Annotated in this window: 22 protein-coding genes and 1 riboswitch; of the genes, 13 read left to right on the top strand and 9 right to left on the bottom strand. The window is 70.3% G+C overall.

The window, feature by feature from the left end:
- The first annotated feature begins 70 nt into the window (after positions 1-70).
- Both KVY00_RS03010 and KVY00_RS03005 read left to right on the top strand, forming a co-directional pair.
- On the top strand, positions 71-394 hold the full coding sequence (locus tag KVY00_RS03010) for a DUF2469 domain-containing protein (protein ID WP_017884881.1): 324 nt from the start codon (positions 71-73) through the stop codon (positions 392-394).
- Between the two features lie 124 nt (positions 395-518).
- The gene (locus KVY00_RS03005) at positions 519-1,043 is read left to right on the top strand and encodes a peptidoglycan DD-metalloendopeptidase family protein (protein WP_223044272.1); all 525 of its coding nucleotides are present in this window, start codon (positions 519-521) and stop codon (positions 1,041-1,043) included.
- A gap of 7 nt (positions 1,044-1,050) precedes the next feature.
- Here the strand turns inward: KVY00_RS03005 and KVY00_RS03000 are convergent, their stop codons facing one another.
- From KVY00_RS03000 to KVY00_RS02970, 7 genes are all read right to left on the bottom strand, one after another.
- Positions 1,051-1,965 carry a tyrosine recombinase XerC gene (locus KVY00_RS03000; protein WP_223044271.1) on the bottom strand — a complete coding sequence of 305 codons (915 nt, stop codon included), beginning with the start codon at positions 1,963-1,965 and terminating at the stop codon, positions 1,051-1,053.
- 50 nt (positions 1,966-2,015) lie between these two features.
- Positions 2,016-3,563: a bifunctional hydroxymethylpyrimidine kinase/phosphomethylpyrimidine kinase gene (locus KVY00_RS02995; protein WP_223044270.1), complete on the bottom strand. Its 1,548-nt coding sequence runs from the start codon at positions 3,561-3,563 to the stop codon at positions 2,016-2,018.
- On the bottom strand, positions 3,560-4,213 hold the full coding sequence (gene thiE, locus KVY00_RS02990; RefSeq protein ID WP_223044269.1) for a thiamine phosphate synthase: 654 nt from the start codon (positions 4,211-4,213) through the stop codon (positions 3,560-3,562). The genes KVY00_RS02995 and thiE overlap by 4 nt, the downstream gene beginning before the upstream one ends.
- Entirely contained in the window at positions 4,210-5,016 is an 807-nt protein-coding gene (gene thiM / locus KVY00_RS02985) for a hydroxyethylthiazole kinase (protein WP_255572729.1), read from the bottom strand. Before thiM ends, thiE begins: the two co-directional genes overlap by 4 nt.
- A riboswitch (TPP riboswitch) is annotated at positions 5,008-5,099 on the bottom strand. (Overlaps the previous gene by 9 nt.)
- A 190-nt stretch (positions 5,100-5,289) precedes the next feature.
- Complete coding sequence (gene dprA / locus KVY00_RS02980; protein ID WP_255572728.1) at positions 5,290-6,606, bottom strand: DNA-processing protein DprA; 1,317 nt, start codon at positions 6,604-6,606, stop codon at positions 5,290-5,292.
- Complete coding sequence (locus KVY00_RS02975; RefSeq protein ID WP_223044267.1) at positions 6,603-8,177, bottom strand: YifB family Mg chelatase-like AAA ATPase; 1,575 nt, start codon at positions 8,175-8,177, stop codon at positions 6,603-6,605. Before KVY00_RS02975 ends, dprA begins: the two co-directional genes overlap by 4 nt.
- A complete protein-coding gene (locus KVY00_RS02970) occupies positions 8,174-8,542 on the bottom strand; it encodes a YraN family protein (RefSeq protein WP_223044266.1) in 369 nt (122 codons plus the stop codon). The genes KVY00_RS02975 and KVY00_RS02970 overlap by 4 nt, the downstream gene beginning before the upstream one ends.
- 344 nt (positions 8,543-8,886) lie before the next feature.
- Between KVY00_RS02970 and rpsB the strand changes: the two genes are divergently transcribed.
- The 8 genes from rpsB (at position 8,887) to KVY00_RS02930 (ending at position 14,649) form a co-directional block, all read left to right on the top strand.
- Positions 8,887-9,732 (top strand): 30S ribosomal protein S2, encoded by an 846-nt coding sequence (gene rpsB, locus KVY00_RS02965; protein WP_223044265.1) that lies wholly within the window; start codon positions 8,887-8,889, stop codon positions 9,730-9,732.
- Positions 9,733-9,793: 61 nt separating this feature from the next.
- Positions 9,794-10,624, top strand: coding sequence for a translation elongation factor Ts (gene tsf, locus KVY00_RS02960; RefSeq protein ID WP_223044264.1), 831 nt, complete (start codon positions 9,794-9,796; stop codon positions 10,622-10,624).
- 128 nt (positions 10,625-10,752) lie between these two features.
- Complete coding sequence (pyrH, locus tag KVY00_RS02955; protein WP_223044263.1) at positions 10,753-11,469, top strand: UMP kinase; 717 nt, start codon at positions 10,753-10,755, stop codon at positions 11,467-11,469.
- An 80-nt stretch (positions 11,470-11,549) separates the two neighbouring features.
- Positions 11,550-12,068, top strand: a complete 519-nt coding sequence (frr, locus tag KVY00_RS02950) for a ribosome recycling factor (RefSeq protein WP_394358278.1) — start codon at positions 11,550-11,552, stop codon at positions 12,066-12,068.
- Between the two features lie 5 nt (positions 12,069-12,073).
- The gene (locus KVY00_RS02945; protein WP_223044261.1) at positions 12,074-12,991 is read left to right on the top strand and encodes a phosphatidate cytidylyltransferase; all 918 of its coding nucleotides are present in this window, start codon (positions 12,074-12,076) and stop codon (positions 12,989-12,991) included.
- A gap of 50 nt (positions 12,992-13,041) precedes the next feature.
- On the top strand, positions 13,042-13,590 hold the full coding sequence (locus tag KVY00_RS02940; RefSeq protein ID WP_255572727.1) for a DivIVA domain-containing protein: 549 nt from the start codon (positions 13,042-13,044) through the stop codon (positions 13,588-13,590).
- A gap of 64 nt (positions 13,591-13,654) precedes the next feature.
- Positions 13,655-14,323, top strand: coding sequence for an aggregation-promoting factor C-terminal-like domain-containing protein (locus KVY00_RS02935; protein WP_394358265.1), 669 nt, complete (start codon positions 13,655-13,657; stop codon positions 14,321-14,323).
- 29 nt (positions 14,324-14,352) lie between these two features.
- Entirely contained in the window at positions 14,353-14,649 is a 297-nt protein-coding gene (locus tag KVY00_RS02930) for an ATP/GTP-binding protein (RefSeq protein WP_223044259.1), read from the top strand.
- Between the two features lie 22 nt (positions 14,650-14,671).
- Here KVY00_RS02930 and KVY00_RS02925 read toward each other — a convergent pair whose 3' ends face one another.
- Positions 14,672-15,199, bottom strand: coding sequence for a ribonuclease H family protein (locus KVY00_RS02925; RefSeq protein WP_223044258.1), 528 nt, complete (start codon positions 15,197-15,199; stop codon positions 14,672-14,674).
- The gene (locus KVY00_RS02920; protein ID WP_223044257.1) at positions 15,196-18,153 is read right to left on the bottom strand and encodes a hypothetical protein; all 2,958 of its coding nucleotides are present in this window, start codon (positions 18,151-18,153) and stop codon (positions 15,196-15,198) included. Before KVY00_RS02920 ends, KVY00_RS02925 begins: the two co-directional genes overlap by 4 nt.
- A gap of 277 nt (positions 18,154-18,430) precedes the next feature.
- Here KVY00_RS02920 and KVY00_RS02915 point away from each other — a divergent pair, with 277 nt between their 5' ends.
- Genes KVY00_RS02915 through KVY00_RS02905 form a run of 3 tightly spaced genes read left to right on the top strand, consistent with a single transcriptional unit; the run spans position 18,431 to position 22,721 of the window.
- Positions 18,431-20,368 (top strand): glycosyltransferase, encoded by a 1,938-nt coding sequence (locus KVY00_RS02915; protein ID WP_223044256.1) that lies wholly within the window; start codon positions 18,431-18,433, stop codon positions 20,366-20,368.
- Between the two features lie 2 nt (positions 20,369-20,370).
- A complete protein-coding gene (locus tag KVY00_RS02910; RefSeq protein ID WP_223044255.1) occupies positions 20,371-21,378 on the top strand; it encodes a tetratricopeptide repeat protein in 1,008 nt (335 codons plus the stop codon).
- Between the two features lie 38 nt (positions 21,379-21,416).
- Positions 21,417-22,721, top strand: a complete 1,305-nt coding sequence (locus KVY00_RS02905) for a cysteine desulfurase family protein (protein ID WP_223044254.1) — start codon at positions 21,417-21,419, stop codon at positions 22,719-22,721.
- Positions 22,722-22,740: the final 19 nt, after the last annotated feature.

The following is a 22,740-nucleotide window of genomic DNA, read 5'->3' as shown; positions in this document are numbered from 1 at the left end:
AGTCAATCTCGGCGTGTCTCGCCCTCGTCGGGGAGCGGAGTGCGCGCGAAGACGGCGTAGGATGGGATGGATGAACGAGGACGAGCTAGACGATTACGAGCGCGAAGCCGAGCTGTCGCTGTTTCGCGAGTACCGCGACATCGCCAGTCAGTTCCGCTACGTCGTCGAGACTGAGCGCCGCTTCTACCTGGCCAACGAGGTGGATCTCAAGCGGCAGGACGCCGGAAGCGACTTCTACTTCGAGCTTTCGATGAGTGATGTCTGGGTGTGGGATGTCTATCGCTCCGACCGCTTCGTGAAGTCGGTGCGGGTGCTCACATTCAAGGATGTGAACGTCGAGGAGCTCTCGGCCCGCGAGTTCAAGCTGCCCCAGGAGCTGTCGCTCGACGAGTAGCGACCGGGGTCGGTCTGCCGACTGCTTCGCTCACAGATGAGCCTCCGCCGGCACAGGGGATCACTTCTCCACAGATCATGAGGATCCGGCCCCTGCGCTATCGGTGCGATGGCAGAGTCGGGGCATGACCATTCTTCGCATACCGGCTCTCATGCTTCTCGCGGCCGCCGCGCTCATCGCCGGCCTGTCATCGAGTGTCTCGGGCACGGGCATCGAGACGAGACCAACGCCCGCCGCGGGCGAAGCTGCGACCATCCTCTGGGTGTCGCCGACGGGCGCCCTCGATGTGACGGGACCCTATCGCGCGCCCCCGCACCGCTACGGTTCGGGGCACCGCGGAATCGACCTGGCAGCGGCACCGGGCGCGACGGTCGCCGCGCCCGCGGCGGGCACCGTGTCTTTCACGGGGACTGTGGTGGATCGGCCCGTGATCTCGGTGAGGGTGGACGAGCGCACCGTCTACTCACTGGAGCCGGTAGCGAGCGACCTCGCTTCGGGAGACCGCGTGGCGGGCGGTGCGCTGCTCGGCGAGGCGGCTGCCGGAGGCCACTGTTCGAGTGAGTGCGTGCACCTGGGGGTGCGGGTGGACGGCGAATACGTGAATCCGCTGCGCTACCTCATGCACCGGCCGATGCTGCTGCCCTGGTGAGGGCGGGTCATGCGCGGGGGTGCGCCTGCCGGTAGCTCTCGGCGAGCCTCTCAGTGGAGACGTGGGTGTAGACCTGTGTGCTGGCGAGACTGGAGTGCCCGAGCAGTTCCTGCACGACGCGCAGGTCCGCTCCGCCGTTCAGCAGGTGGGTCGCGGCGGTGTGCCGCAGCGTGTGCGGGCCGCGCGGGCCTCCGCCCGGCTCCCGCTCGAGTTCGCGTGCGACGAGCCGGTACACGGCGTTGCTGCCGAGCCTTGCGCCGCGGCTGCCGAGGAAGAGCGCCGCCTCGACGGATCCGGCGGACCTGGCCGAAAGAGCCGGTCTCCCCGATTCGAGGTAGACGGTGACGGCTGCTGCGGCAGGGCCGCCCAGCGGCACGACGCGCTCCTTGTTTCCCTTGCCGAGCACCCGCACGGTGCGCTCGCGCCGGTCGATGCTGTCGAGGTCGAGGGAGCACAGCTCGGAGACGCGCAGCGCCGAGGCGTACAGGAGCTCGAGCACGGCGTGATCTCGCAGCTGATCCGGGTCTCCGCTCTCGGCGCGCCGGGCTGCGCGTTCGAGGACGCGTTTCATCTGCTCGTCGGCGAGCACCCGGGGGAGGTCTCGCTGGGCTTTCGGGGCGCGCAGCCTCGAAGCAGGGTTGCCCGGCACGAGGCGGCGCTGCTCGAGCCAGGAGCCGAACGACTTGAGCGTGGCGACGTTGCGGGAGAGGGTGCTCGCCGCGAGGCCGCGCTGCTGCCGCTGCCAGAGCCACCCGCGCATGAGCTCGAGATCGCACTCGGGCAGGGTGCGGGCGCCGGCCTGCTCGGCGAACTCCGCGAAATCATGCAGATCCCGTGCGTAGGCGCGCACCGTGTGCTCGGAGTACCCGTATTCGAGGCGCACGGCGGCGATGAACGCCTCGATCGCCGCCGTCAGATCCATGCACTCATTCTCGCCGCTGCGGCATCGCCTCCGCCAGTTTCTCCGTCTATCTATCGGATCGCGGCGGGAGGCTGCGGGAACGAGGTGTGTTCCTCCCAGTTCTCGGCATCCTGGCTCAGGGGCGCTTCGAAGAACCGTAGCTCGTGGCGGGCCGATGTCTCGAACGCCGCACGCATCCTTTCCCCGCGCTTATCGGTGGCGTGCGCGGCGTGGGCGGTGACGATGCCGACGGCTTTCCGGTTAAGGTCGCGGAAGGCAGGATCGCCGTAGGTCTGGAGCCAGGCCGCATACGGGTGATCCGGTGTCGCGTGAGCAGCCAGCCTCTCGCCCAGGTCGACGTAGATCCAGAAGCAGGGCAGGAGGGCAGCGATGAGCTCACCGTAGTCGCCGCGCGCAGCGATTGCGAGGAGATGATCGACATAGGCGGTGGTGGCGGGGCTCGGCGCCGCGTCGAACACCGCGTCTGCGGGAAGCCAGCTCGTGTGGAGTTCGAGCTCGGTGGCGATCGCGCCGTGCGCGCTGGAGATCCAGAACGCCTGCTCGGCAGGGCTCGGGGCGAGCTTGCCGGCTTCAGCGAGCGCGCGCGAGTAGTCCCTGAGGTACAGCGCATCCTGGGCGAGATACCGGGTGAATGGCTCCCGCGGCAGCGAACCGTCAGCGAGTCTCCGGATGAAAGCCAGATCATCGATCCGGGCGCGGACCCCCGCGATCCCGTCCCACCAACGTGTGGCGATCTCCTCCGCGCTGACCGCTGCGGTGCCGCCGCGCTGCCAGAGTCCCGCGAAGTGAGAGACCGGGCCGGATCCTCGTCCGACGTCGAGCCGGCTTGCCGCGGCGATGCTCTCGGTGAGCCAGCTCTTCGCCTGCCCGATGGCGATCGCCCAGTCGCCCGAACGCGCGTAGAGTGTGGCGATCGCCGAAGACAGGGAGCACCCGGTGCCGTGGGTGTTCGGGGTGTCGATCCGGGCAGCGGTGAAGATGTCGACATCGCCGGCCGGGGAGACCAGCGCGTCGTCGGAGTCGGCGCCGTCGAGGTGGCCGCCCTTCATCAGTACGCGCACGCCGGAGCGCCGGGCGAGCGTCTCGGCCTGCTGGAGGGCGTCGTCCCAGTCGGCTGCCGCTTGCTCGCCGAGCAGCGCGGCGAGCTCCGGGATGTTCGGGGTCACCAGATCCGCGTGCGGCAGAAGGTCGCGCAGAGCGCTCTCGGCGGTCTCCGTCAGCAGGCGGTCGCCGCTGGCAGCGACCATCACGGGATCGAGCACCACGGCCGGCGGGCGTACGCGCTTCAGCCAGTCTGCGACGGCGGTGATGATCGGGGTGTCGAACAGCATCCCGAGTTTGACGGAGTCGATCGTCACGTCGTCGGCCACCGCTGCGAGCTGCTCGGTGAGGAACTCCACGGGCGGCGTGTGGATGGCGCGGACACCGGTCGTGTTCTGCGCGACGAGTGCCGTGACCACCGCCATGCCGTACCCGCCATTGGCGGCGATGCTCTTCAGGTCGGCTTGGACGCCCGCGCCGCCCGTCGGATCGGTGCCGGCGATGCTCAGCACCCGCGGAATCCGGGTGAGAGATTGCTCTCGAGAGGCCGGGGTCATGATCCTTCCTCCCAGGCCGCGGCGAGCGCGCGTGCGGATGCACGGGGATCGGCGGAGGCGCAGACCCACGACACGACTGCCGCGCCGGCTACTCCGCCGGCGCGGAGCGCGGGAAGATCGTCGGGGGTCACCCCGCCGATCGCGACTGCGGGCAGTGCGCACTCGGACGCGAGGGCGATGACCCCGGAAACCCCCAGTGGCGGGGGAGCGTCGGCCTTCGAGACGGTGTCGCGCACCGTGCCGATGCCCACATATCCGACACGGGCGGCGCTCGAGACGGTCGCGCTCAGATCGCCGGGGGTGTTCGCAGTCAGGCCAATCACCGGTTCAGCGCCGATGAGCGCCCGCACGTCCTCCACCGGGAGGTCGCTCTGACCGACGTGCACACCGGTCACCCGCGCGCCATGGGCGCGAGCGGCGAGGAACACATCGACCCGATCGTTGACGAACAGCGCGACGCGCGGCGGGAGGCGATCGGCCAGCGCCTCCACGAGCTGGAGCACCCGGCGGGTGTCGGCGTGCTTCTCCCGCACCTGCACCGTGGTGACCCCGCCCGCGACCGCTTCCAGCACGACGTCTACGATGTCGCGACCGGATCGTGCCGCCTGTGCGGAATCCGTGACCAGGTAGACCGAGAGATCCAGCGTCATGACAGCCTCGCCCGTTCGTGCAGCTGCGCCGCGCCGAGGCCGCCGAGGGAGTCCAGCAGCGCGACGGCGAACGAACCAGGCAGATCTGCGCGTTCGGCGGCCAGCTCGCCCGCCACCGTGTATGCCAGGCACGCCGCGGTCGTGGCAGACAGCCGATCGTCGCCGATGGCGAGGAACGCGGCGAGCACACCGCCGAGCGCACACCCGGCTCCGGTGATCCGCGTGAACAGCTCCGTGCCGTTCGAGATGCGGGTCATGCTCGTGCCGTCCGTCACCAGATCGACGGTGCCGGACACAGCGACCACGGCCCCGCACGACTGCGCGATCTCGACCGCGGCGTCCTGCGCATCGTCCACGGCGTCCGTGGCGTCGACGCCGCGGACGCTCGCCCCGAACCCCGCCAGCGCACGGATCTCCGAGGCGTTTCCCCGGATCGCCGTCGGCCTCAGCGACATCAGTTCGCGCACCAGATCGGTGCGGACGGGCAGCCCGATCCCGACCGGATCGAGCACCCAGGGAGTGCCGGCCTGCGAGGCTGCGCGGGCGGCCTCGATCATCGCGCCGCGCTGTTCTGCAGACGGGGTGCCGACATTGATCAGCACGGCTCCTGCGGTTCCGGCGAATACCCCGGCCTCGCCCGGAATATCGACCATCGCGGGGCTGCCGCCCACCGCGAGCACGGCATTGGCGACGAGGTTCGTGGTGACCGTGTTGGTCAGGCACTGCACCAGTGGAGATTCGATCCGCAGCCTGGAGAGCAGTGCCCCGGATGAAGCGGACAGGTGGTCATGCGTGCGCGTCATGCGCGACATCCCTTCGCTAGTACGAACTAGATCAGGTTCGACGGGTGTGATCTCAGCCCCTCGGGGCACCCCGTGTCACGTGGTTGCCTCGATCATAGCCCAGCCCAGCCCAGCCCAGCCCAGCCCCGACCCGTGCCCAGCCCGTCATGACCCGTGAGCGCCTCTTCGGCCGGCTCTGGCATTCGGGCGCTCCCTCCGAGATACGGATCTTGCATGCCCATCCGCGGAAGAGGCTGCAAGATCCGTATCTCGACGGGTCGGGAATGGGGTGGCCTATGTTCGCCGTTCCAGTGCCCACGCGGGGCCGGGGGAGCCCGGTGTTTCGCGACGCGCCACGGCGCCGAGCAGTTCGAGTTCGGCGAGTGCGCCCCTCGCCTCCTGTTCGTCGACGCCGGCGAGCCGGGCGATTGCCGGGAGGTCGCGGGCGCCCCGGAGCGGAAGCGCGTCGAGCACGCGCCGGTGCAGCGCGGGCTGGCGCGCCCCCTCCGATCCGCCCCCGCTGCCGCCGCTACCCGCACTGCCGGCACCGGCGGGTCCCGCGGCCGCGGCGTCGAAGAGTACGGGATCATCGCCGAGCCCCGCGAACTCCCTGACCTCCGCCTCGTTCGTGACGAGTGCGGCGCCGTAGTCGCGGATCAGGCGATGGCACCCGGCCGAGGCAGAGCTGGTCACTGCTCCGGGTACCGCCCCGAGCGGGCGCCCCAGCTCCGCCGCATGCCCGGCCGTGTTGAGCGACCCCGATCGCACCCCGGCCTCGGTGACGAGCGTGGCCCTGGAAAGAGCCGCGATCGTTCGGTTCCGCTGCAGGAATCGCCACCGGGTGGGTGCCGCACCCGGCACCATCTCGGAGCAGACCGCGCCCGTCTCGGTGATGCGCGTCAGCAGGGGGCCGTGCGAGCTCGGATAGGCGCGATCCGCGCCGCCGGCCAGCACCGCGACGGTGGGCGAGCCGACGGCGAGCGCCGTGCGATGCGCGACGGCATCGATCCCGTACGCCGCACCGGAGACGATGACCGCGCCCGCGGAGCACAGGGCCTCCGTGAACTCGGCCGTCACACCGGCGCCGTACCCCGTGCACGCCCGCGCCCCCACCACCGCGACCGAGAACGCCGCGAGCTGAGACGCATCGCCCCGCGTCCAGAGCAGCAGGGGCGCGTGCCGCCCGAGATCATCCAGCGCGCTCGGCCAGTGCGGGGATCCCGGAGCCAGGATGCTCATCCCCGCATCGAGGGCGCGGTCGAGGTCGCCGATGCTCGCCGCTCGGTCGAGACGCAGCCGCCAGCGAGCGAGCGCCTTGGCGACCGTGCCCGGCTGCGACTCGAAGGCCCCCTCTGCGCGAGCGATCTCGCAGACCCGACGGGGAGCGGTCGACGCCAGCAGCAGTTCGAGAGCCCGAGTGGCCCCCAGGATCGACACGAGGGCGCCCGCGACCGCATCACCCGGCTCCACGAGTCTCGACCACACCGCACGCGCGAACAGGCTCTCCAGCTGCCCGGCCTCCGCCTCGGGTGCGAGCCGGATCACTCGCCCGCGCACATCGGCGTCGACGTCGAGCAGCGCACGCACCTTCTCCTCGCCGTGCTCGTTCACCGGGGATCACCACCCCGAAGCGCGAGCGCCTGCGCGATCTCGTCCCGTTTCGGCCTGGGCTTGCCCGCGAGGTCCGCGATGCTCCATGCGACGCGCAGCACCCGGTCGTAGCCCCTCAGCGTCAGTGCCCCTCTGGCGTACGCGCGGTCGAGCACGACGGTGTCGGCTCGCGGCAGTCTCGCGGCCGAGCCCCGGAGCCAGCTGCCGGGCACCTCCGCGTTCGTGCTCCACGGAGTTCCCCGCAGCCGCTCGGCCGCCGCCCCGCGAGCCATGGTCACACGGCGCCGCAGCTCGGCACTCGAGGGGCGGGTCGCTTCCGTATCGGCGAGCAGCACGCCCGGCACCCGTTGCACAGTGAGTCGCAAATCGATGCGATCGTTGAGCGGACCCGAGATGCGCTGCAGATACTTCACCCGCCTGCTCGGCGAGCAGCCGCACTCGGCGCCGGGATCCCGCGACCCGGCATTGCCGCACGGGCACGGATTCGAGGCCAGCACCAGTTGAGTGCGAGCCGGAAGCACGGCGTGGACCCTGGCGCGATGAATCTCGATGCGGCCGGATTCAAGCGGTTGCCGCAGCGCGTCGAGCACCGTGCCGGGAAACTCGGGAGCCTCGTCGAGGAACAGCACCCCGTGGCAGGCCCGAGTGATCGCCCCCGGGCGTATCCCGCCGCTGTCGCCCCCGCCGATGATCGCCACCTTGGAAGCCGTGTGGTGCGGCGACTCCATGGGCGGACGGTTCACGAGCGAGGTGAGCGACACGCCGCCCAGGGCCGCGATGCTGCTCACGGTCAGCGACTCCTCGTCCGTGAGATCGGGGAGGATCGAGGGCAGCCGGGACACGAGCAGGGTCTTGCCCGCCCCGGGCGGTCCGAGCAGCGACAGATGGTGCCGACCCGCAGCGGCGACCACGAGCGCCTCGACGGCCTCGGGCTGCCCGATCACATCGGCCATGTCGAGCATCGAGTCCTCCGCACCGTGGAATGCGGTCGCCGGTGCGCTCGCCGCGACGCGCTCGCCGCCGGTGCCGGGCAGAACCCGCGCACGGTCGCGCTCGCCTCGATACCAGCCCACGGCGGCGGCGAGATCTGCTACCGCGATCACCTCGAGGTTCGGTACGAGCGCTGCTTCGGCGCTGCAGACCTCGGGCACCATGACGCGGCGGAAGCCGAGACTGTGCGCGGCCACGGCCGCGGGCAGCAGACCGGCGGGCCTGCGCAGCTCTCCGTCGAGCCCAAGCTCGCCGAGGTGCGCGGTCCGCGAGAGCTCGTGCGCCGGCACGTGGCCCAGCGCGGCCAGGGCGGAGAGGGCGATCGCGAGGTCGAAACCGGAGCCCTGCTTCGGCAGAGAGGCCGGGCTCAGATTCACCGTGACGAAGCGCTCCGAGACGGGCATGCCGAGCTGCGCGGTGGCGGATCGCACGCGCAACCGCGCCTCGGCCAGACTCGTGTCGGGGAGTCCGATGATCGCCATGCCGGGGAGCTGCTGCGACACTGCGGCCTCGACCATCACGGCGGTGCCATCGAGTCCGGTGAGTGTGATCGCCGCGGCGCGGCAGACCGCGCGGCTCACAGGAGGCCTCGCAGGTGCTCGATGCGGGGCGCGTCGTTCGGGGCCATTGTGATGCCCACCGCGTCGACGCGCAGCTGCGGGGCGTGCGCCCCGCGATCCTGCGCCCAGTCGAGGAGCAGCCTCTTGATGCGCGCGGCTTTGCGAGCGGTGATCGCCGAGAGCGGGCTGCCGTATCCGGTGCCCGTGCGGGTCTTCACCTCGACGGCGACGAGCGCGGAACGATCGCGAGCGACGAGGTCGAGCTCGCCGTAGCGGTTGCGCCAGTTCCGTTCGAGCACGATGAATCCCTGCTGCTCGAGAAAGGCCGCGGCGAGCATCTCTCCCTGCGCGCCGAGGGTCTGGTTATGGGCTGGTGTGCGGGTCATGTGGCACCTCCTGCAGCTCAGCGTGAGGGATGCCGGGAGGCGGCCGGTGCAAAAACCGAGGAATGTGGATGGAAAGTCGGGTTCTAGGCGAAAACGCCCAGTTGTGAGCGGAGTCCTACCACGATCGGCGCCGTCGCGCGGCGGCGCTTGGTGCTAAGATGGTCGATGCATCTCGAAAGAGATGACTTCGCGTGCCCGCACAGCGGAGCAAAGCCGACGGTCCCTGTTCGCGTATTCAGCGCTGCAGGGCGGCCGAGCCCGGGGCACCAGGATCTGGTCGCACTCGCGACCGATGACAACCGCAAGCGCGCGCCCGCAGGGGTGCGCAGAACAGGAGAACGGCAATGGCCGTCGTCACCATGCGTCAGCTGCTCGACAGCGGTGTTCACTTCGGACACCAGACCCGCCGCTGGAACCCGAAGATGAAGCGCTTCATCTTCACCGAGCGCTCGGGCATCTACATCATCGATCTGCAGCAGTCGCTCGGCTACATCGATGCCGCCTACGAGTTCGTGAAGAGCACCGTCGCCCGCGGCGGCAACATCCTCTTCGTCGGCACCAAGAAGCAGGCCCAGGAAGCGATCGCCGAGCAGGCGACCCGCGTCAACCAGCCCTACGTCAACCAGCGCTGGCTCGGCGGCCTCCTCACCAACTTCCAGACCGTCACCGGGCGCCTCGAGCGCATGAAGGAGCTCGAGCAGCTCGACTTCGAGGGCACCACGAGCGGCTTCACCAAGAAGGAGCTGCTGCTCAAGAAGCGCGAGCTCGAGAAGCTGCAGAAGTCGCTCGGCGGCATCCGCAACATGAGCAAGACCCCGTCGGCTCTCTGGGTGGTCGACACCAAGAAGGAGCACCTCGCGATCGACGAGGCTCAGAAGCTCGGCATCCCGGTCATCGCGATCCTCGACACCAACTGCGATCCCGACGAGGTCACCTACCCGATCCCGGGCAACGACGACGCGATCCGCTCGGTCGCGCTGCTCACCCGCGTGATCGCCGACGCCGTCGCCGAGGGCCTCATGGAGCGTCACCAGAAGCCCGCCGAGGGTGCTGAGGCCGCTGCCGAGCCCCTCGCCGAGTGGGAGGTCGAGCTGCTGAACGCCGAGAAGACCGAGGCTCCCGCCGAGAGCGCCGAGGCCGCGACCGAGGCTCCCGCCGAGGCGGCTGCCGAGGCCCCCGCCGCCGAGTAACCACCACCAGAACTACATCCTGCGACTGCGCGCAGGATGACATGAAATAGAGGAGTCACACATGGCTGCAGTGAGCATGGCCGCTGTGAAGGAACTGCGCGAGCGCCTCGGCGCCGGCATGGTCGATAGCAAGAACGCACTCGTCGAGGCCGACGGCGACATCGAGAAGGCCATCGAGATCCTGCGTCTCAAGGGCCTGAAGGGCGTCGCGAAGCGCGGCGACCGCGAGGCGAGCGAGGGGCTCGTCGCCGTCAAGCAGTCGGAGGGCGCTGCGACGCTCATCGAGCTCGTCTGCGAGACCGACTTCGTCGCGAAGAACGAGAAGTTCCTCGCCCTCTCCGAGCGCGTGCTCGACGCCGTTGTGGCGGCCGGTGCGAAGACCACCGAGGAGGCCCTCGCGGCCCCCGCGGAGGGCAAGACCGTCGCCGAGCTCATCACCGATGAGGCCGCCATCATCGGCGAGCGCATCGAGCTGCGCAAGGTCACGCGCATCGAGGCTCCGGCCACCGCCGTCTACCTCCACCGCACCTCGAAGGATCTGCCCCCGCAGATCGGCGTGATCGTGGGCTACGAGGGTGCCGACGACAAGGCTGCGCTGAGCATCGCCCAGCACATCTCCTTCGCCGACCCGCTCTACGTCACCCGCGAAGAGGTGCCGGAGGCCGACGTCGAGAAGGAGCGCGAGATCGTCACCGAGATCTCGAAGAACGAGGGCAAGCCCGAGGCTGCTCTGCCGAAGATCGTCGAGGGGCGCCTGAACGCGTTCTTCAAGCAGGTCGTGCTGGGCGAGCAGGTGCACGCACTCGATTCCGACAAGCGCGACGTGAAGAAGGTCGCCGACGCCGCGGGGATCACCGTCACCGCTTTCGCGCGCGGCAAGGTGGGCGCCTAAGCGTCTTCCAGGGCCCGGATCGCATCTGCGATCCGGGCCCTTATGCTGCGTGCGGCGGTGAACGCACAGGCGCACGCAGCGGCACCCCATAAGCTACTTGATAGACCATCCGAGCGAAGGAGTACCCCATGACCGAGACCCCACATAAGCGTCGAGTGCTGCTGAAGCTTTCGGGGGAGGCCTTCGGGGGAGGGACGCTGGGGGTGAACCCCGACGTGGTCAGCCAGATCGCCCGCGAGATCGCGGCGGCGATGGACGACGCCGAGGTCGCGGTCGTGGTCGGCGGGGGGAACTTCTTCCGCGGCGCCGAGCTCTCGCAGCGCGGCATGGATCGAGCTCGCGCGGACTACATGGGGATGCTCGGCACGGTGATGAACGCGCTGGCGCTGCAGGACTTCCTCGAGCAGGCGGGCGTCTCGAGCCGCGTGCAGTCGGCGATCACCATGACGCAGGTCGCGGAGACCTACATCCCGCTGCGCGCGATCCGGCACCTCGAGAAGGGGCGCGTGGTGATCTTCGGCGCGGGCGCCGGTCTGCCGTACTTCTCGACCGATACCGTCGCCGCGCAGCGCGCGCTCGAGATCCACGCCGACGAGGTGCTCGTCGCGAAGAACGGCGTCGACGGCGTCTACACCGCGGATCCGAACAAGGATCCCGACGCGACCCTCATCGAGGAGATCACCTACGGGGATGCCCTGGTGCAGGGGCTGAAGGTCGTCGACTCGACCTCGTTCAGCCTGTGCATGGACAACGGCATGCCGATGCGCGTGTTCGGCATGGAGCCCGCGGGCAACGTGACCGAGGCGATCCGCGGCAAGCAGCTCGGCACCCTCGTGCACCGCTAAGCTGGATATCAGAGCGTTTCAGAAGGTTTCAAAAGGAGAGCACCGTGATCGAAGAGATCTTCGTCGATGTCAAGGACCGCATGAACAGGGCGGTCGAGGCCGCGAAGGAGGGCTTCGCTACGGTGCGCACCGGCCGCGCCAACCCGGCCCTGCTGCAGAACCTGCAGGTCGACTACTACGGCACCCCGACGCCGCTGTCGCAGCTGGCGTCCGTGCAGAATCAGGATGCCCGCAGCCTGATCGTCACACCCTACGACAAGGGCGCGATGAAGGGCATCGAGCAGGCGATCCGCGACATGCCGAACCTGGGGGCGAACCCCTCGAACGACGGCAATGTGATCCGCGTCACCCTGCCCGAGCTCACCGAGGAGCGCCGCAAGGAGTTCGTCAAGATCGTGAAGGGGCGTGCCGAGGACGCGCGAGTCGCGATCCGCAACGTGCGCCGCAGCGGCAAGGACGACCTCGACGCGCTCAAGAGCGAGATCGGCGAGGACGAGGTGGCTCGCGCCGAGAAGGAGCTCGAGTCGGTGACCAAGCAGTTCATCGACCAGGTCGATGACGCGCTCAAGCGCAAAGAAGCCGAACTGCTGGAGGTCTAACCTCCATGGCCGGTTCTGACAGGCGCGACGAGTTGCGCAGCGCGATCGAGAGCAGGCGCGCGCAGCTCGAGGCGACCAACGCCAGGATCGAGGCCCGGGCCGGGCGCAACCTGTTCTTCGCGATACTGTCGGGCCTCGTGTTCGCAGTGGTCTTCCTCGCGAGCCTGCTGCTCGTGAAGCAGGTGTTCGTACTGCTCGTGGTGCTGCTCGTCGCGGTGGCGCTGGTCGAGCTCGCGGCCGCGTTCCGGGTTGCGGGCCGGCGAGTGCCACGCGTCGGCGTCGTGCTCGGGGGCCTGGTGGTCGTCGGCGGCGCCTACTTCTGGGGCGCCGAGGGCATGCTGCTCGGGCTGTTCGCCGGCTCGGCGCTGCTCACGGTCTGGCGGCTGGTCGAGGGCCTGGTGCCGGCGTGGGAGACGCCGCCCCGCACGCTGGTGCGCGACGTGTTCTCGGGCCTGTTCACGCTGGTCTACGTCGCGTTCCTCGCGTCGTTCGCGGTGCTGCTCGTCGATGTCGACGGCGGCGAGTGGTGGGTGTTCGCGCTCGTGCTCATCGTGGTCTCGGTCGATGTCGGGGCATACGCCGCGGGTGTCACGCTGGGCAAGCACAAGATGACGCCGAGGATCAGCCCGAACAAGACCTGGGAGGGCTTCGCGGGCGCGGCCGTCGTGGCGACCGCGGTCGGTGTCGGCGTGTCGGTGCTGGCACTCCAGCAGCCCTGGTGGGTCGGGATCGTGCTCGGCGTCGTGGTGCTGATCACGGCGACCATGGGGGATCTCACCGAGTCGCTCATCAAACGAAACCTGGGAGTGAAAGACATGAGTTCCTGGATCCCCGGTCACGGGGGGTTCCTCGATCGGCTCGACTCGCTGCTGCCGTCGGCCGTCGGAGTCTACGGCGTCGCGCTCGTGCTGGGGGTGGCGTGATGACAGCCGCTTCACAGCAGGAACCGCGGGCGAACCGTCAGAATGGTGCGGTGCACTCCTCCTTCCCCCTCGCCACAGGCTCGCAGATCGGCTATCAGCCGGAACAGGTGGATGCCTTCCTCGATCGCGCTCGGGCGGCCTACGAGGGCGCCGGCGAGGCGTCGATGACAGCTGAGGAGGTCCGCCGTACGGCGTTCGCGGTGAAGCGCGGAGGATACGCGGCGCGTTACGTCGACGCCGCGATGGATCGGCTCGAGGACGTCTTCTTCGAGCGCGAGCGGCGCGCCCGCGTTCGATCCGAGGGCGAAGAGGCCTGGTGGGATGAGACCCGCCAGCTCCTCTCCGAGGTGCGCGGGCGCATGCAGCGGCCGCGGGGCAGGCGATTCCGCCGGCGCGGGATCTTCGCGACCGGTTACCGTCGCTCGCAGGTCGATGCTTTCCTCGACCGGATCTTCGACATGTTCGAGCGCCGCGAGCTCGGGCTGTCGACGGCGGAAGTGCGCGACGTGGTCTTCCACTCGCAGTGGCGGGGCTACGACGAGGATCAGGTCGACGCCCTGCTCGATTCCGTCGTCGAATTGATCCTCGCGACCCGCTGAGGGCTTCGGGTTCTTTCTCGCCATCATTGAATGACTCCATCGTCTGAGATATAATCGTTATATTGTGCCTGTCGTGAATTCCACCCCCCTGTCGCGCTGGACCCGTGTGAAGGTCCCCGTCGCCGTGCTCGCTGTCGCCGGAATCTTCGGTGGAGCGGTCGTCGCCCCGTTCGCAATGCCGAGCGCGCCCGCCGATGCCGAAGCAATGGCCTTCCAAGAGCGGATCCATCAGGAGTTCACTCCGAACGTCACGGAAGAGGCCGACCTCGTGTTCACCGAGGTGCCGGCGGAGCTCTCGCAGGCCGAGCAGCAGCGCATCAAGGCCGAAGAAGAGGCCAAGGCTGCCGCCAAGAAGGAGGAGGAGGAGGCGAAGAAGAAGTCTTCGTCCGGCGGCTCTTCCTCCTCTTCGTCGGGGAGCGATTCCGGCGGAGGCGCCCCTCCGAAGTACTCCGGCGGGGGCTCGCCCGCCGAGTGGATGGCTGCCGCGGGGATCGCAGAATCCGACTGGGGCTACGTCGACTACATCGCGTCGAAGGAGAGCGGCTGGAACCCCAACGCGACGAACGCGAGCTCGGGTGCGTGCGGCCTGATCCAGGCCCTGCCCTGCAGCAAGGTGCCCGGCAACGGCTACGACCCGGTCGACAACCTGCGCTGGGCGAACGGGTACGCGGTCAGCCGCTACGGCAGCTGGGCTGCGGCCTATGACTTCTGGACTTCCAACCACTGGTGGTGAGCCGCCGGTGAGCGACGGGGGAGACCGCGGTGGCGCGTAGTCGTCGCGTCAACAAGTATCAGCGAGCCGCGGAGAACCCGCCTCGAGACGTCACCCGCCTCGCCTACGGCGGAGCGCGCAAGGAGATGCGTCGCGGAACGGAGTGGTTCGTCCGAGAGGTGCCCGCTCACCGCGCGGAGAAGAGCTACCGCTGCCCGGTCTGCGCGAACGAGGTGCCGCCCGGCCAGGCGCACGTCGTGGCGTGGAGTGCCGAGCACTTCTTCGGCGATGACGCCGCGGTGCGCGACCGTCGGCACTACCACCTCTACTGCTGGCAGGCCGGCTAGGCTCGAGCCGCGCCGCGAGTCGCTAGAAGAGCGTCGGGGGAGCCGGGGGAGTCGAGACGGCGACCTCGGGGGTCGGGATCGAGGATCCCGCGATACCGGGCCCTCGGTCCGGCTCTCGGCCGAGCTGGAACGCCGTAGCCGCTGCGCGCGCCCGCTGATCCGCCGCCTCGTTGAGCGGATGGCCCGCGTGCCCCTTCACCCACTCGAAGCGCACATCGCGGCCCGCGAGGGCCTTGTCGAGCTGCTCGAGCAGCTCACGGTTGAGCACGGGCTTGCCGTCGGCCTTGCGCCAGCCGCGGCGCTTCCAACCGGGCATCCACTGGGTCACCGAGTTGATCACGTACTGGCTGTCGCACAGCACCCGCAGGGGTTCTTCCGCGCGGTCGGCCGTCGCGTGCAGCAGATCGAGCACGGCCATGAGCTCGCCCTGATTGTTGGTGGCGCGCGGCCAGCCCCCGGCCCGCCATTGCTCGCCGTCGATCACCCATGCCCAGCCCGCGGGGCCGGGGTTGCCGAGGGCCGAGCCGTCGGCGGCAGCGGTCAGCGTCACGCCTGCTCCTCCCGGGGATCCGACGGCTCCTCGGCGGAAGCCGCAGCGGGCTGCTCAGCCTCGAGACGATCGTCCTCAGCCTGAGCGGCCTGATCGTCCTCCGGCTGCTCGAGCACGGGCCGCTCGACGACGTTGCCGGCCACGCTGCTCATCTTCTGCGCGTTCGAGAGCACCTCTCCGAGGCTCTCGAAGTAGCGGGCGACCGCTCCGCGCTCGACCTTCAGCTGCGTCATGCGATCCTCAGCGGCGGCCAGCACCTTCGTGGCGCGATCCTCGGCCGCGGCGAAGGTGGTCTGGGCGCGCTGCTCGGTCTCGAGGATGATCTCGGCTGCCCGGCGCTCGGCCTCGGCGCGCGTGTTCCGCGCGTCCTGAGCGGCCTCGGAGGTGATGCGCTCGTACTCGGCCCGAGCGGCATCGAGCTGTGCACGGAGCTCCGCGAGCTCGGTGCGAGTGGCCTCGATCTCCCGGCGCGACGCCTCCGCGGCCTCCTGCTGGCGGGTCGCGAGCTCCTGCTCGAGCGCTTCGCGCTGCTGCGCGGAGGAGGTGTTGAACTCGAGCGTCTCCGCCTCGATCCGCTCGCGCATGGCGCGCACTGCGTCCTCCGTCTCGGCGCGCAACTGCGCGAGACGGGACTCCTCGGCGGCACGGTGCTCGGCGACCTCGGCGACGGTGTCCGCGCGCAGCAGATCCGTCTCCTCCGTCACTGCGGTCCGCTTCGCCTCGACCTCCCGCTCGATGGTCGCGGTCTGCGCTTCGCGCTCGCGACGCAGGTCCTCCTCGTGCTGCGCACGGGCCGCGGCCATGGCGCGGTCGTGCTCCTCGCGCTCCCTGGCGATGTCGGCGGCGAGCTTGGTGCGCTCCCGGTCGATCTCCATCTCGAGTTCTTCGCGCTGCAGGCCGAGGCTCTCGGCGGTCTCGTCACGCTGGATGCGCAGGCGCTCCTCGGCCGCCTCCCGCTCATCGGCAAGGCGCTGCTCGTGCTCGCGCAGTTGGGCGGCGAGGCGTTCGGCGTGCACGGTCGCCTCGTCCGAGAGCTGCGCTTCGATCTCCTCGCGCTGGCGGGCGAGCTGCCGCTCCTGCTCGTCGCGGGCCTCGGCGAGGCTCTGCTCGTGCGCCGCGCGTTCGGCGTCGACGCGAGCGCGGTGCTCCTCCCACTCCGCGATGAGTCGATCCTGATGGCTGGTCAGCTCGCTGCCGATGCGGTTCTCGTGCGCGGCGCGCTCGCGCTTCATGCGCTCCTCGTGGGCTTCGAGCTCCGTCGAGAGCAGGTTCTCCTGCGCGGTGCGCTGTGCGGCGAGCTCCCGCTCCTGCAGTTCGCGCTCCTCGGCGAGGCGAGCCGCATGGGCTTCGCTCTCACGCGCGATCCTGCTGTCGTGCTGCTCGCGCTCCTGGGCGATGGCCGTGTCATGCTGCTCGCGCTCGCGCGCGATCGCGGTCTCGTGCTCCTCCCGCTCACGCGCGATCCGGGCCTCGTGCTCTTCCCGCTCGTCGGCGAGTGCGCGATCGTGCGCCTCGCGCTCCTCGGCGATGCTCTGCTCGTGCGCCTCGCGCTCCCGTGCCAGACGGGACACGTGGGCGGTGAGCTCGGCCGAGAGCTGCTCCTCCTGCGCCTCGCGCTCGTTCCTCAGTTTGGCCTCGTGCGAGACGACCTCGGCGCGCAGGGCGTCGTCGTGCGCCTCGCGCTCCTCGGCGATGGCCTGCTCGTGGGCCTCGCGCTCGGCGGCGATCCTCGCCTCGTGCGCCTCCAGCTCCTGCCGCAGCTGCTGCTCCTGCTGCTCTCTGACAGCGGACAGCTCGGCCTCCTGGCGCTCCCGGGCCTCGGCTCGGTCGCGAGCCGCCAGCTCGTCGGCGCGGGCGCGCTCGCGGGCTCCCTGCTCGGCGAGCGTGGCGAGTTCGGCCCGCTGCGCCTCGAGTGCCCGGGCGATGGCCGCCTCGTGCTCCTCGCGCTCCTGGGCGATGCGGTCGGCGTGCACCTGCTGCTCCGAGGCGAGCCGCCGTTCGTGCTGCTCGCGCTCCGAAGAGATCGCCTCGTCGTGCTCCCGGCGTTCCTGGGCGATGCGTCCGCGCAGCGTCTCCATTTCGGTCGTGAGCGCCCGGCGCTCCGCCTCGATCCGCCCCTCGAGCTCGCGCTGGCGCTCGGTGTAGCGCTCCTCGAGCTCGGCCTCCTCGCGTTGCCGCTTGGCCTCGAACTCGGCGCGTGCGCGCTCGGACTCCTGCACGAGGCGCGCCCGCTCGAGCTCGGCCTCGCGTTCGCTCTCGGCCTTCTGCCTCGCGAAAGTCTCCGCGTGCCGCTCCGTCTCGCTCCGCAGCTCGTTCGCCTCGGCCCGGGCCTCGGCGGTGATCTGCTCGATCTCCGCGCGCGCCGATGCGAGCTCCGCCTGAGCGTCGCGGTGGGCGGTCTCTCGCTCCGCGGTGGCCTCTCGAACGGCGGCGCTGCGGGTGAGCTCCGCCTCGCGGCGGGCCTCCTCGACGAGCCGCTCCCGCTCCGCATTGGCGGCCGCCGTCTGCTCCGCGAGATCGGTGCGGGCGCCGGTGATGATGATCTCCGCCTGCTCCGAGGCCGAGGAGAGCAGTTCGTCGGCGCGGTTCTGCGCCTGGGTGAGCACCCGCTTCGCCTCTTCCTCCGACGAGCGGCGCAGCTTCTCGGCATCGAGATCGGCCTGGGCCATCAGACGCTGGGCGTGATCCTCGGCGACCTTGAGACTCTTCTCGACACGCAGGCCGAGACCCGAGTATCCGCTCGCCCCGAGCTCGGCGACCTGCTCCTGCAGGTCCGCGATGAGTTCTCGCTGCTCCTGCCCGACCCGAGTGGCCTGCTGATGCGCGAGCTGCAACGATTCGAGGTGCGACTGCAGCGTGGCGATGTGCCCGGTCAGGGATCCGATGCGCTCGTCCACTTCCTCGCGGTTGTAGCCGCGGAAGGCAGGGGAGAACTGCTGAGCTGATTCGGACACGTGGCCTCCGGGAATCGAACGACGTCGTACTCGCCTGGCTGGGAGAGGGAGCACAGAGAATGAGGTCCAGATTAACGCACCCGGGTGTGCATGAGCCGGGATCCGCACAAATCCCAGCTCGCACGGGCTCTCCTTCGGCTTTCTGTTGCGCGGGTATCCATCTCGTATCGAGAAAGCTCCGGTACCGTTGTCTGAAGAACAGTGACGCCCCGGCCGGGCCTTCGGCCGAATCACCGCTCCCGCGGCGGGCGTCGTCCACTCTTGATAAGGAGCCCCCGTGCGATATGTGCTTGCGATCGCGGCGCTGGTGATCTCCGGTGTCCTGCTGCTGCTGGGCATCGGCCAGCGCACGTTCCTCGCCGGCCCGTCCGAGATCAGTTTCCCGGTCGAGACCAACTCCGAAGCCGGTTACGCGCTCATCGACGGCGGGGAGCTCGCGAAGATGCCCGGTCAAGCGAATGTCGTGGTGCGGGGCGGTCAGGCCTTCGTCGCCACGGGGCAGACGCGCGACGTCGAGGGCTGGGTCGAGCCGTACCTGCACGCCGAGCTGACGGTGGACACGAAGCAGCAGCGCCTGCTGAGTGCGCTCGTCGCTCCCGCCGTGGTCGATGCGCCCGCTCCCGGGGCAGAGGCCGAGGTTCCCGCGGCGCTCGATCCTCGCGGCAGCGACCTGTGGCTCGAGGAGCGCTCCGTCGACGACGAGAGCGAGGGCGCAGACGCCAGCACCCTGCGGGTTCCGGTGGCACTCGGAGAGGAGCAGACGGTGCTGATCGCGTCGAACGGCGAGGACCCCGTGCCCTCCGATGTCTCGCTCGTGTGGGCGCAGGATCCCGATACGCCGTGGGCGGGCCCGCTGCTCGTGGGCGGCGGCCTCTTCGCGGTCGTCGGCGGCGTGCTGTATCTGCTCGCGATCGACCACAACCGCCGCGGCCTCGGCCCGCGCCGCGGTCGTCGCGGGCCCCTGCAGGGCATCCGCAACGCGTTCGGCCGTTCGGGCCGGCGCCGCCGGGCCGCCGCGCAGGCCCCGGTCGAGAACGGCGCGGGATCCGGATCGGGATCCGCATCCATGCGTTCCACGCGAGGCGCCCGCCTGCGCCGCGCGGCCTCCCTTCCCGCTCTCGGCCTCGCCGCCGTGGTCGGCCTGACCGGATGCTCGCCCAGCTACTGGCCGCAGCTCGGACCCGAGCCGGTGAAGGAGGAGACCCCTGCGCCGACGCCGTCTTCCGCAGCGCCGGTTCCCGTGACCGACGGGCAGTTGAGCCGGATCGTGCAGCGCATCTCGGAGCTGTCGAACGAGGCTGACGACGGCCTCAACGTCGACCTGCTCGGCGAGCGGTTCACCGGCGACGCGCTGGCGCAGCGCACCGCGAACTACACGATCCGCTCGGCCATGCCCGAGTACAGCGTCGTGCCGCCTCGGATCACCGATAAGGAACTCGACTACGAGCTCGTGCAGAGCACCGAGTCGTGGCCGCGCACCATCTTCGTGACGGTCGAGTCCACGAGCGGATCCGACGACCCCGCGGACGCCGTGGTCGAGGACCCCACGGCCGAGGACGGGGCGGATCCCGAGCAGACCGAGGCCCCCGCGACCTCGCCCTCGCTCGCCCTCGTGCTCACGCAGGAGACCCCGCAGCAGAACTACCAGGTATCGCGGGTGCTCGCGCTGCGCGGCGGGATCTCGATGCCGCAGGCCGCACCGGCCGAGGAGGGGACCGCACTGCTCGCGAACGACATCGAATCACTCGTGGTACCGCCGGGCGAGGTCGGCGCGCAGTTCGCAGCCGTGCTGCAGGGCGGAGCCGAGGTTCCCGAAGCCGAGGCCTTCGACATCGAGGACGACACCCTGCTGAAGAACTACGGCAAGGCGCTCGCGGAGCAGGCCCAGAAGCAGTCGGACGACAAGGGCCAGTCCATGGCCTTCTCGGTCGCCGCGCGTCAGGGCGATGAGGAGCCGGTCGCGCTCTCGACGGGTGTCGGCGGCGCGCTGGTCGCCACCACCGTGATCGAGGAGCAGATCGTCGACTCGGCGGGCGGGCGGTACAAGCCGCAGGCGAACGGGGCGGTGACGGCGCTCTCCGGGCTCGAAGGGGAGCAGGAGCGGCTCGTGCAGGAGGTCGCGCACCAGCTGCTCTTCTACGTGCCCAGCAAGACGGACGGAAGCAAGATCCAGCTGCTCGGTGTGACGAGCGAGCTGGTGGGAGTGAGGAATTGAGCATGAGCCAGCAGATGCCCGAGCGTATTCCCGGCGGCGGGATCGACCTGAGTCACCTGGCCGCCCGAGGGCAGGCCGCCCAGGGAGGCGCCGCACCTCAGGCCGCAGCCTCTCAGACCGCACCCTCGGGGGCCGCATCCGGTGCGCCAGGATCGGGGCAGACGGTCGACGTGCCGTCGCTCGTGCTCGACGTCACCGATGCGACGTTCGAGCAGATCGCGCAGCTCTCCGCCGTGGTGCCGGTGGTCTTCGACCTGTGGGCCGAGTGGTGCCAGCCGTGCAAGACCCTGAGCCCGGTGATCGAGAAGGTCACCCGAGAGTTCGACGGCCGCGTGCTGCTCGCCAAGGTCGACGTCGATGCGAACCCCGGTCTGGCTCAGGCCTTCCAGGCCCAGTCGATTCCGACGGTCGTCGCGCTCGTGGGCGGGCGGCCGGTTCCGCTGTTCCAGGGTGCGGTGCCCGAGGCGCAGGTGCGGGAGTTCTTCGGCCAGCTCGTGCAGCTCGCTGAGCAGAACGGCGTCTCGGGTCGCGTGAATGCTCCGGATCAGGGCGACGAGGCCCAGGCCGGCCCGTCCGAGCCCGCTGAACCGGAGATCCCCGAGGCGCATCGCGCCGCGGTGGAGGCTGCCGAGCACGGCGACTACGCGGCGGCGGTGGCCGAGTGGGAGGCGGTGCTGGCGAAGGCTCCGGCCGACGCAGAGGCCCGCGCGGCGCTCGTGCAGATGAAACTGCTGCAGCGTCTGCAGGGCCGCACCGCCGATGAGATCCGCTCCGCCGCGGCGGCCGATCGCGGCGACGTCGAGGCGCAGATGGCCGTCGCCGATCTCGATGTCTCGGGCGGCCACGTCGAAGACGCTTTCCTGCGCCTGCTCGATCTCTTCGCCGAGAGCACCGACGCCGATGACCGCGCAGTGATCCGCGAGCGGTTGCTGGAGCTCTTCGAGGTGGTCGGGGTCGCGGATCCGCGCGTCGCCGCTGCGCGAGGGCGTCTCGCGAACCTGCTCTACTGAGCGCCCCTGCTGGCTGCGGAGCGGGGAGCGGAGACGGGATGACGAGAGCGACGCCGGGCGGAGGCCGCGTACGCGCCTATCTGGATCACGCGGCGACCTCGGCGATGCCGGAGGAGGTGCTCGTCGCTTACACCGAAGCGCTGCGACTGGTCGGCAACCCCGCGTCGACCCACGGTCACGGCCAGCGGGCGAGCGAGGTGCTCGAGCAGGCGCGCGAGCGGCTCTCGAGGGCGCTCGGCTGCGACCCCGCCGAGCTGATCCTCACCGGAGGCGGCACCGAGTCGATCAACCTCGCGCTCAAGGGGATGTTCTGGGCCAGGCGCGCGAAGCTGGGTGGCGAGCCGGTGCTGCTGGTCGCGGAGGGGGAGCACCACGCCACGATCGAGGCGGCGGAGTGGCTGCGCGACGCGCAGGGCGCGCGCCTGCGGTGGCTGCCCGTCGACGGCGAGGGCGCGCTGCACCCCGAGACGCTCGCCTCGGCCATCGCGGAGGAGGGCGCGGAGAACATCGCGCTCGTCTCGTTCCTGTGGGCGAACAACGAGGTGGGCGCCGTGCAGCCGGTCGCGGAGCTGTGCCGGATCGCGGCCGAGGCCGGCGTGCCGACGCACGTCGACGCCGTGTCCGCGCTGGGTCAGCTGCCGATCGATTTCGCAGCTTCCGGGGCCTCCGCCGTGTCGGTCTCGGCGCACAAGATCGGGGGACCGGTCGGGGTCGGAGCGCTCGTGCTCGGGCGGCGCACGGCAGCCGAGCCGCTGCTGCACGGCGGGACGCAGCAGCGGGCGCGATCCGGCACCCAGGATGTCGCAGGCGCGGTCGCGTTCGCCGCCGCCCTCGACCTCGCGGTCGATGCCGACGGGCGCCCGGATCCGGTCCGCACCGCCCGACTCGCGGCGCTGCGCGACCGGCTCATCTCGGGCGTGCGCGAGATCGATCCGACCGCCGTGCTGCGCGGCCCGGATCCTGCGCCGGCTTCGTCCCCTGATCGCGCTTCGGCCCCTGATCGCGCTTCGGCCCCTGAGCCTGCCGAAGGGAAGGAATCAGCGCCTGCCGAAGACCCGAGCCGCCTGCCCGGCAACGCCCACTTCACCTTCCCGGGCTGCCAGGGCGACTCCCTCGTCTTCCTGCTCGACGCCGCGGGTGTGTCGGTCTCGGTGGGATCCGCGTGCCGGGCCGGGGTCGCGGAGGTGTCCCACGTGCTGCTGGCGATGGGCGTGCCCGAGCGCGAAGCGGCCGGGGCGCTGCGCTTCACGCTCGGGCCTGAGACGCGCGACGAGGAGGTCGACGCGCTGCTGGACGCTCTGCCTGCGGCGCTCGAGCGGGCGCGCGCGGCGGGCCTCTCGTAGACTCGCTCGGTGAGGCGGG

Origin of the sequence: Leucobacter tenebrionis (assembly GCF_019884725.1) — a bacterium.
In the GTDB taxonomy this organism is placed as follows: domain Bacteria; phylum Actinomycetota; class Actinomycetes; order Actinomycetales; family Microbacteriaceae; genus Leucobacter; species Leucobacter tenebrionis.
This window is presented reverse-complemented; position numbering and strand designations above follow the sequence as displayed.

Excerpts from the sequence above, each read along its gene's own strand:
- KVY00_RS03010 (WP_017884881.1), top strand. The coding sequence starts at position 71 with ATGAACGAGGACGAGCTAGACGATTACGAGCGCGAAGCCGAGCTGTCG.
- KVY00_RS03005 (WP_223044272.1), top strand. The coding sequence starts at position 519 with ATGACCATTCTTCGCATACCGGCTCTCATGCTTCTCGCGGCCGCCGCG.
- KVY00_RS03000 (WP_223044271.1), bottom strand. The coding sequence starts at position 1,965 with ATGGATCTGACGGCGGCGATCGAGGCGTTCATCGCCGCCGTGCGCCTC.
- KVY00_RS02995 (WP_223044270.1), bottom strand. The coding sequence starts at position 3,563 with ATGACCCCGGCCTCTCGAGAGCAATCTCTCACCCGGATTCCGCGGGTG.
- thiE (WP_223044269.1), bottom strand. The coding sequence starts at position 4,213 with ATGACGCTGGATCTCTCGGTCTACCTGGTCACGGATTCCGCACAGGCG.
- thiM (WP_255572729.1), bottom strand. The coding sequence starts at position 5,016 with ATGACGCGCACGCATGACCACCTGTCCGCTTCATCCGGGGCACTGCTC.
- KVY00_RS02970 (WP_223044266.1), bottom strand. The coding sequence starts at position 8,542 with ATGACCCGCACACCAGCCCATAACCAGACCCTCGGCGCGCAGGGAGAG.
- rpsB (WP_223044265.1), top strand. The coding sequence starts at position 8,887 with ATGGCCGTCGTCACCATGCGTCAGCTGCTCGACAGCGGTGTTCACTTC.
- tsf (WP_223044264.1), top strand. The coding sequence starts at position 9,794 with ATGGCTGCAGTGAGCATGGCCGCTGTGAAGGAACTGCGCGAGCGCCTC.
- pyrH (WP_223044263.1), top strand. The coding sequence starts at position 10,753 with ATGACCGAGACCCCACATAAGCGTCGAGTGCTGCTGAAGCTTTCGGGG.
- frr (WP_394358278.1), top strand. The coding sequence starts at position 11,550 with ATGAACAGGGCGGTCGAGGCCGCGAAGGAGGGCTTCGCTACGGTGCGC.
- KVY00_RS02945 (WP_223044261.1), top strand. The coding sequence starts at position 12,074 with ATGGCCGGTTCTGACAGGCGCGACGAGTTGCGCAGCGCGATCGAGAGC.
- KVY00_RS02910 (WP_223044255.1), top strand. The coding sequence starts at position 20,371 with ATGAGCCAGCAGATGCCCGAGCGTATTCCCGGCGGCGGGATCGACCTG.
- KVY00_RS02905 (WP_223044254.1), top strand. The coding sequence starts at position 21,417 with ATGACGAGAGCGACGCCGGGCGGAGGCCGCGTACGCGCCTATCTGGAT.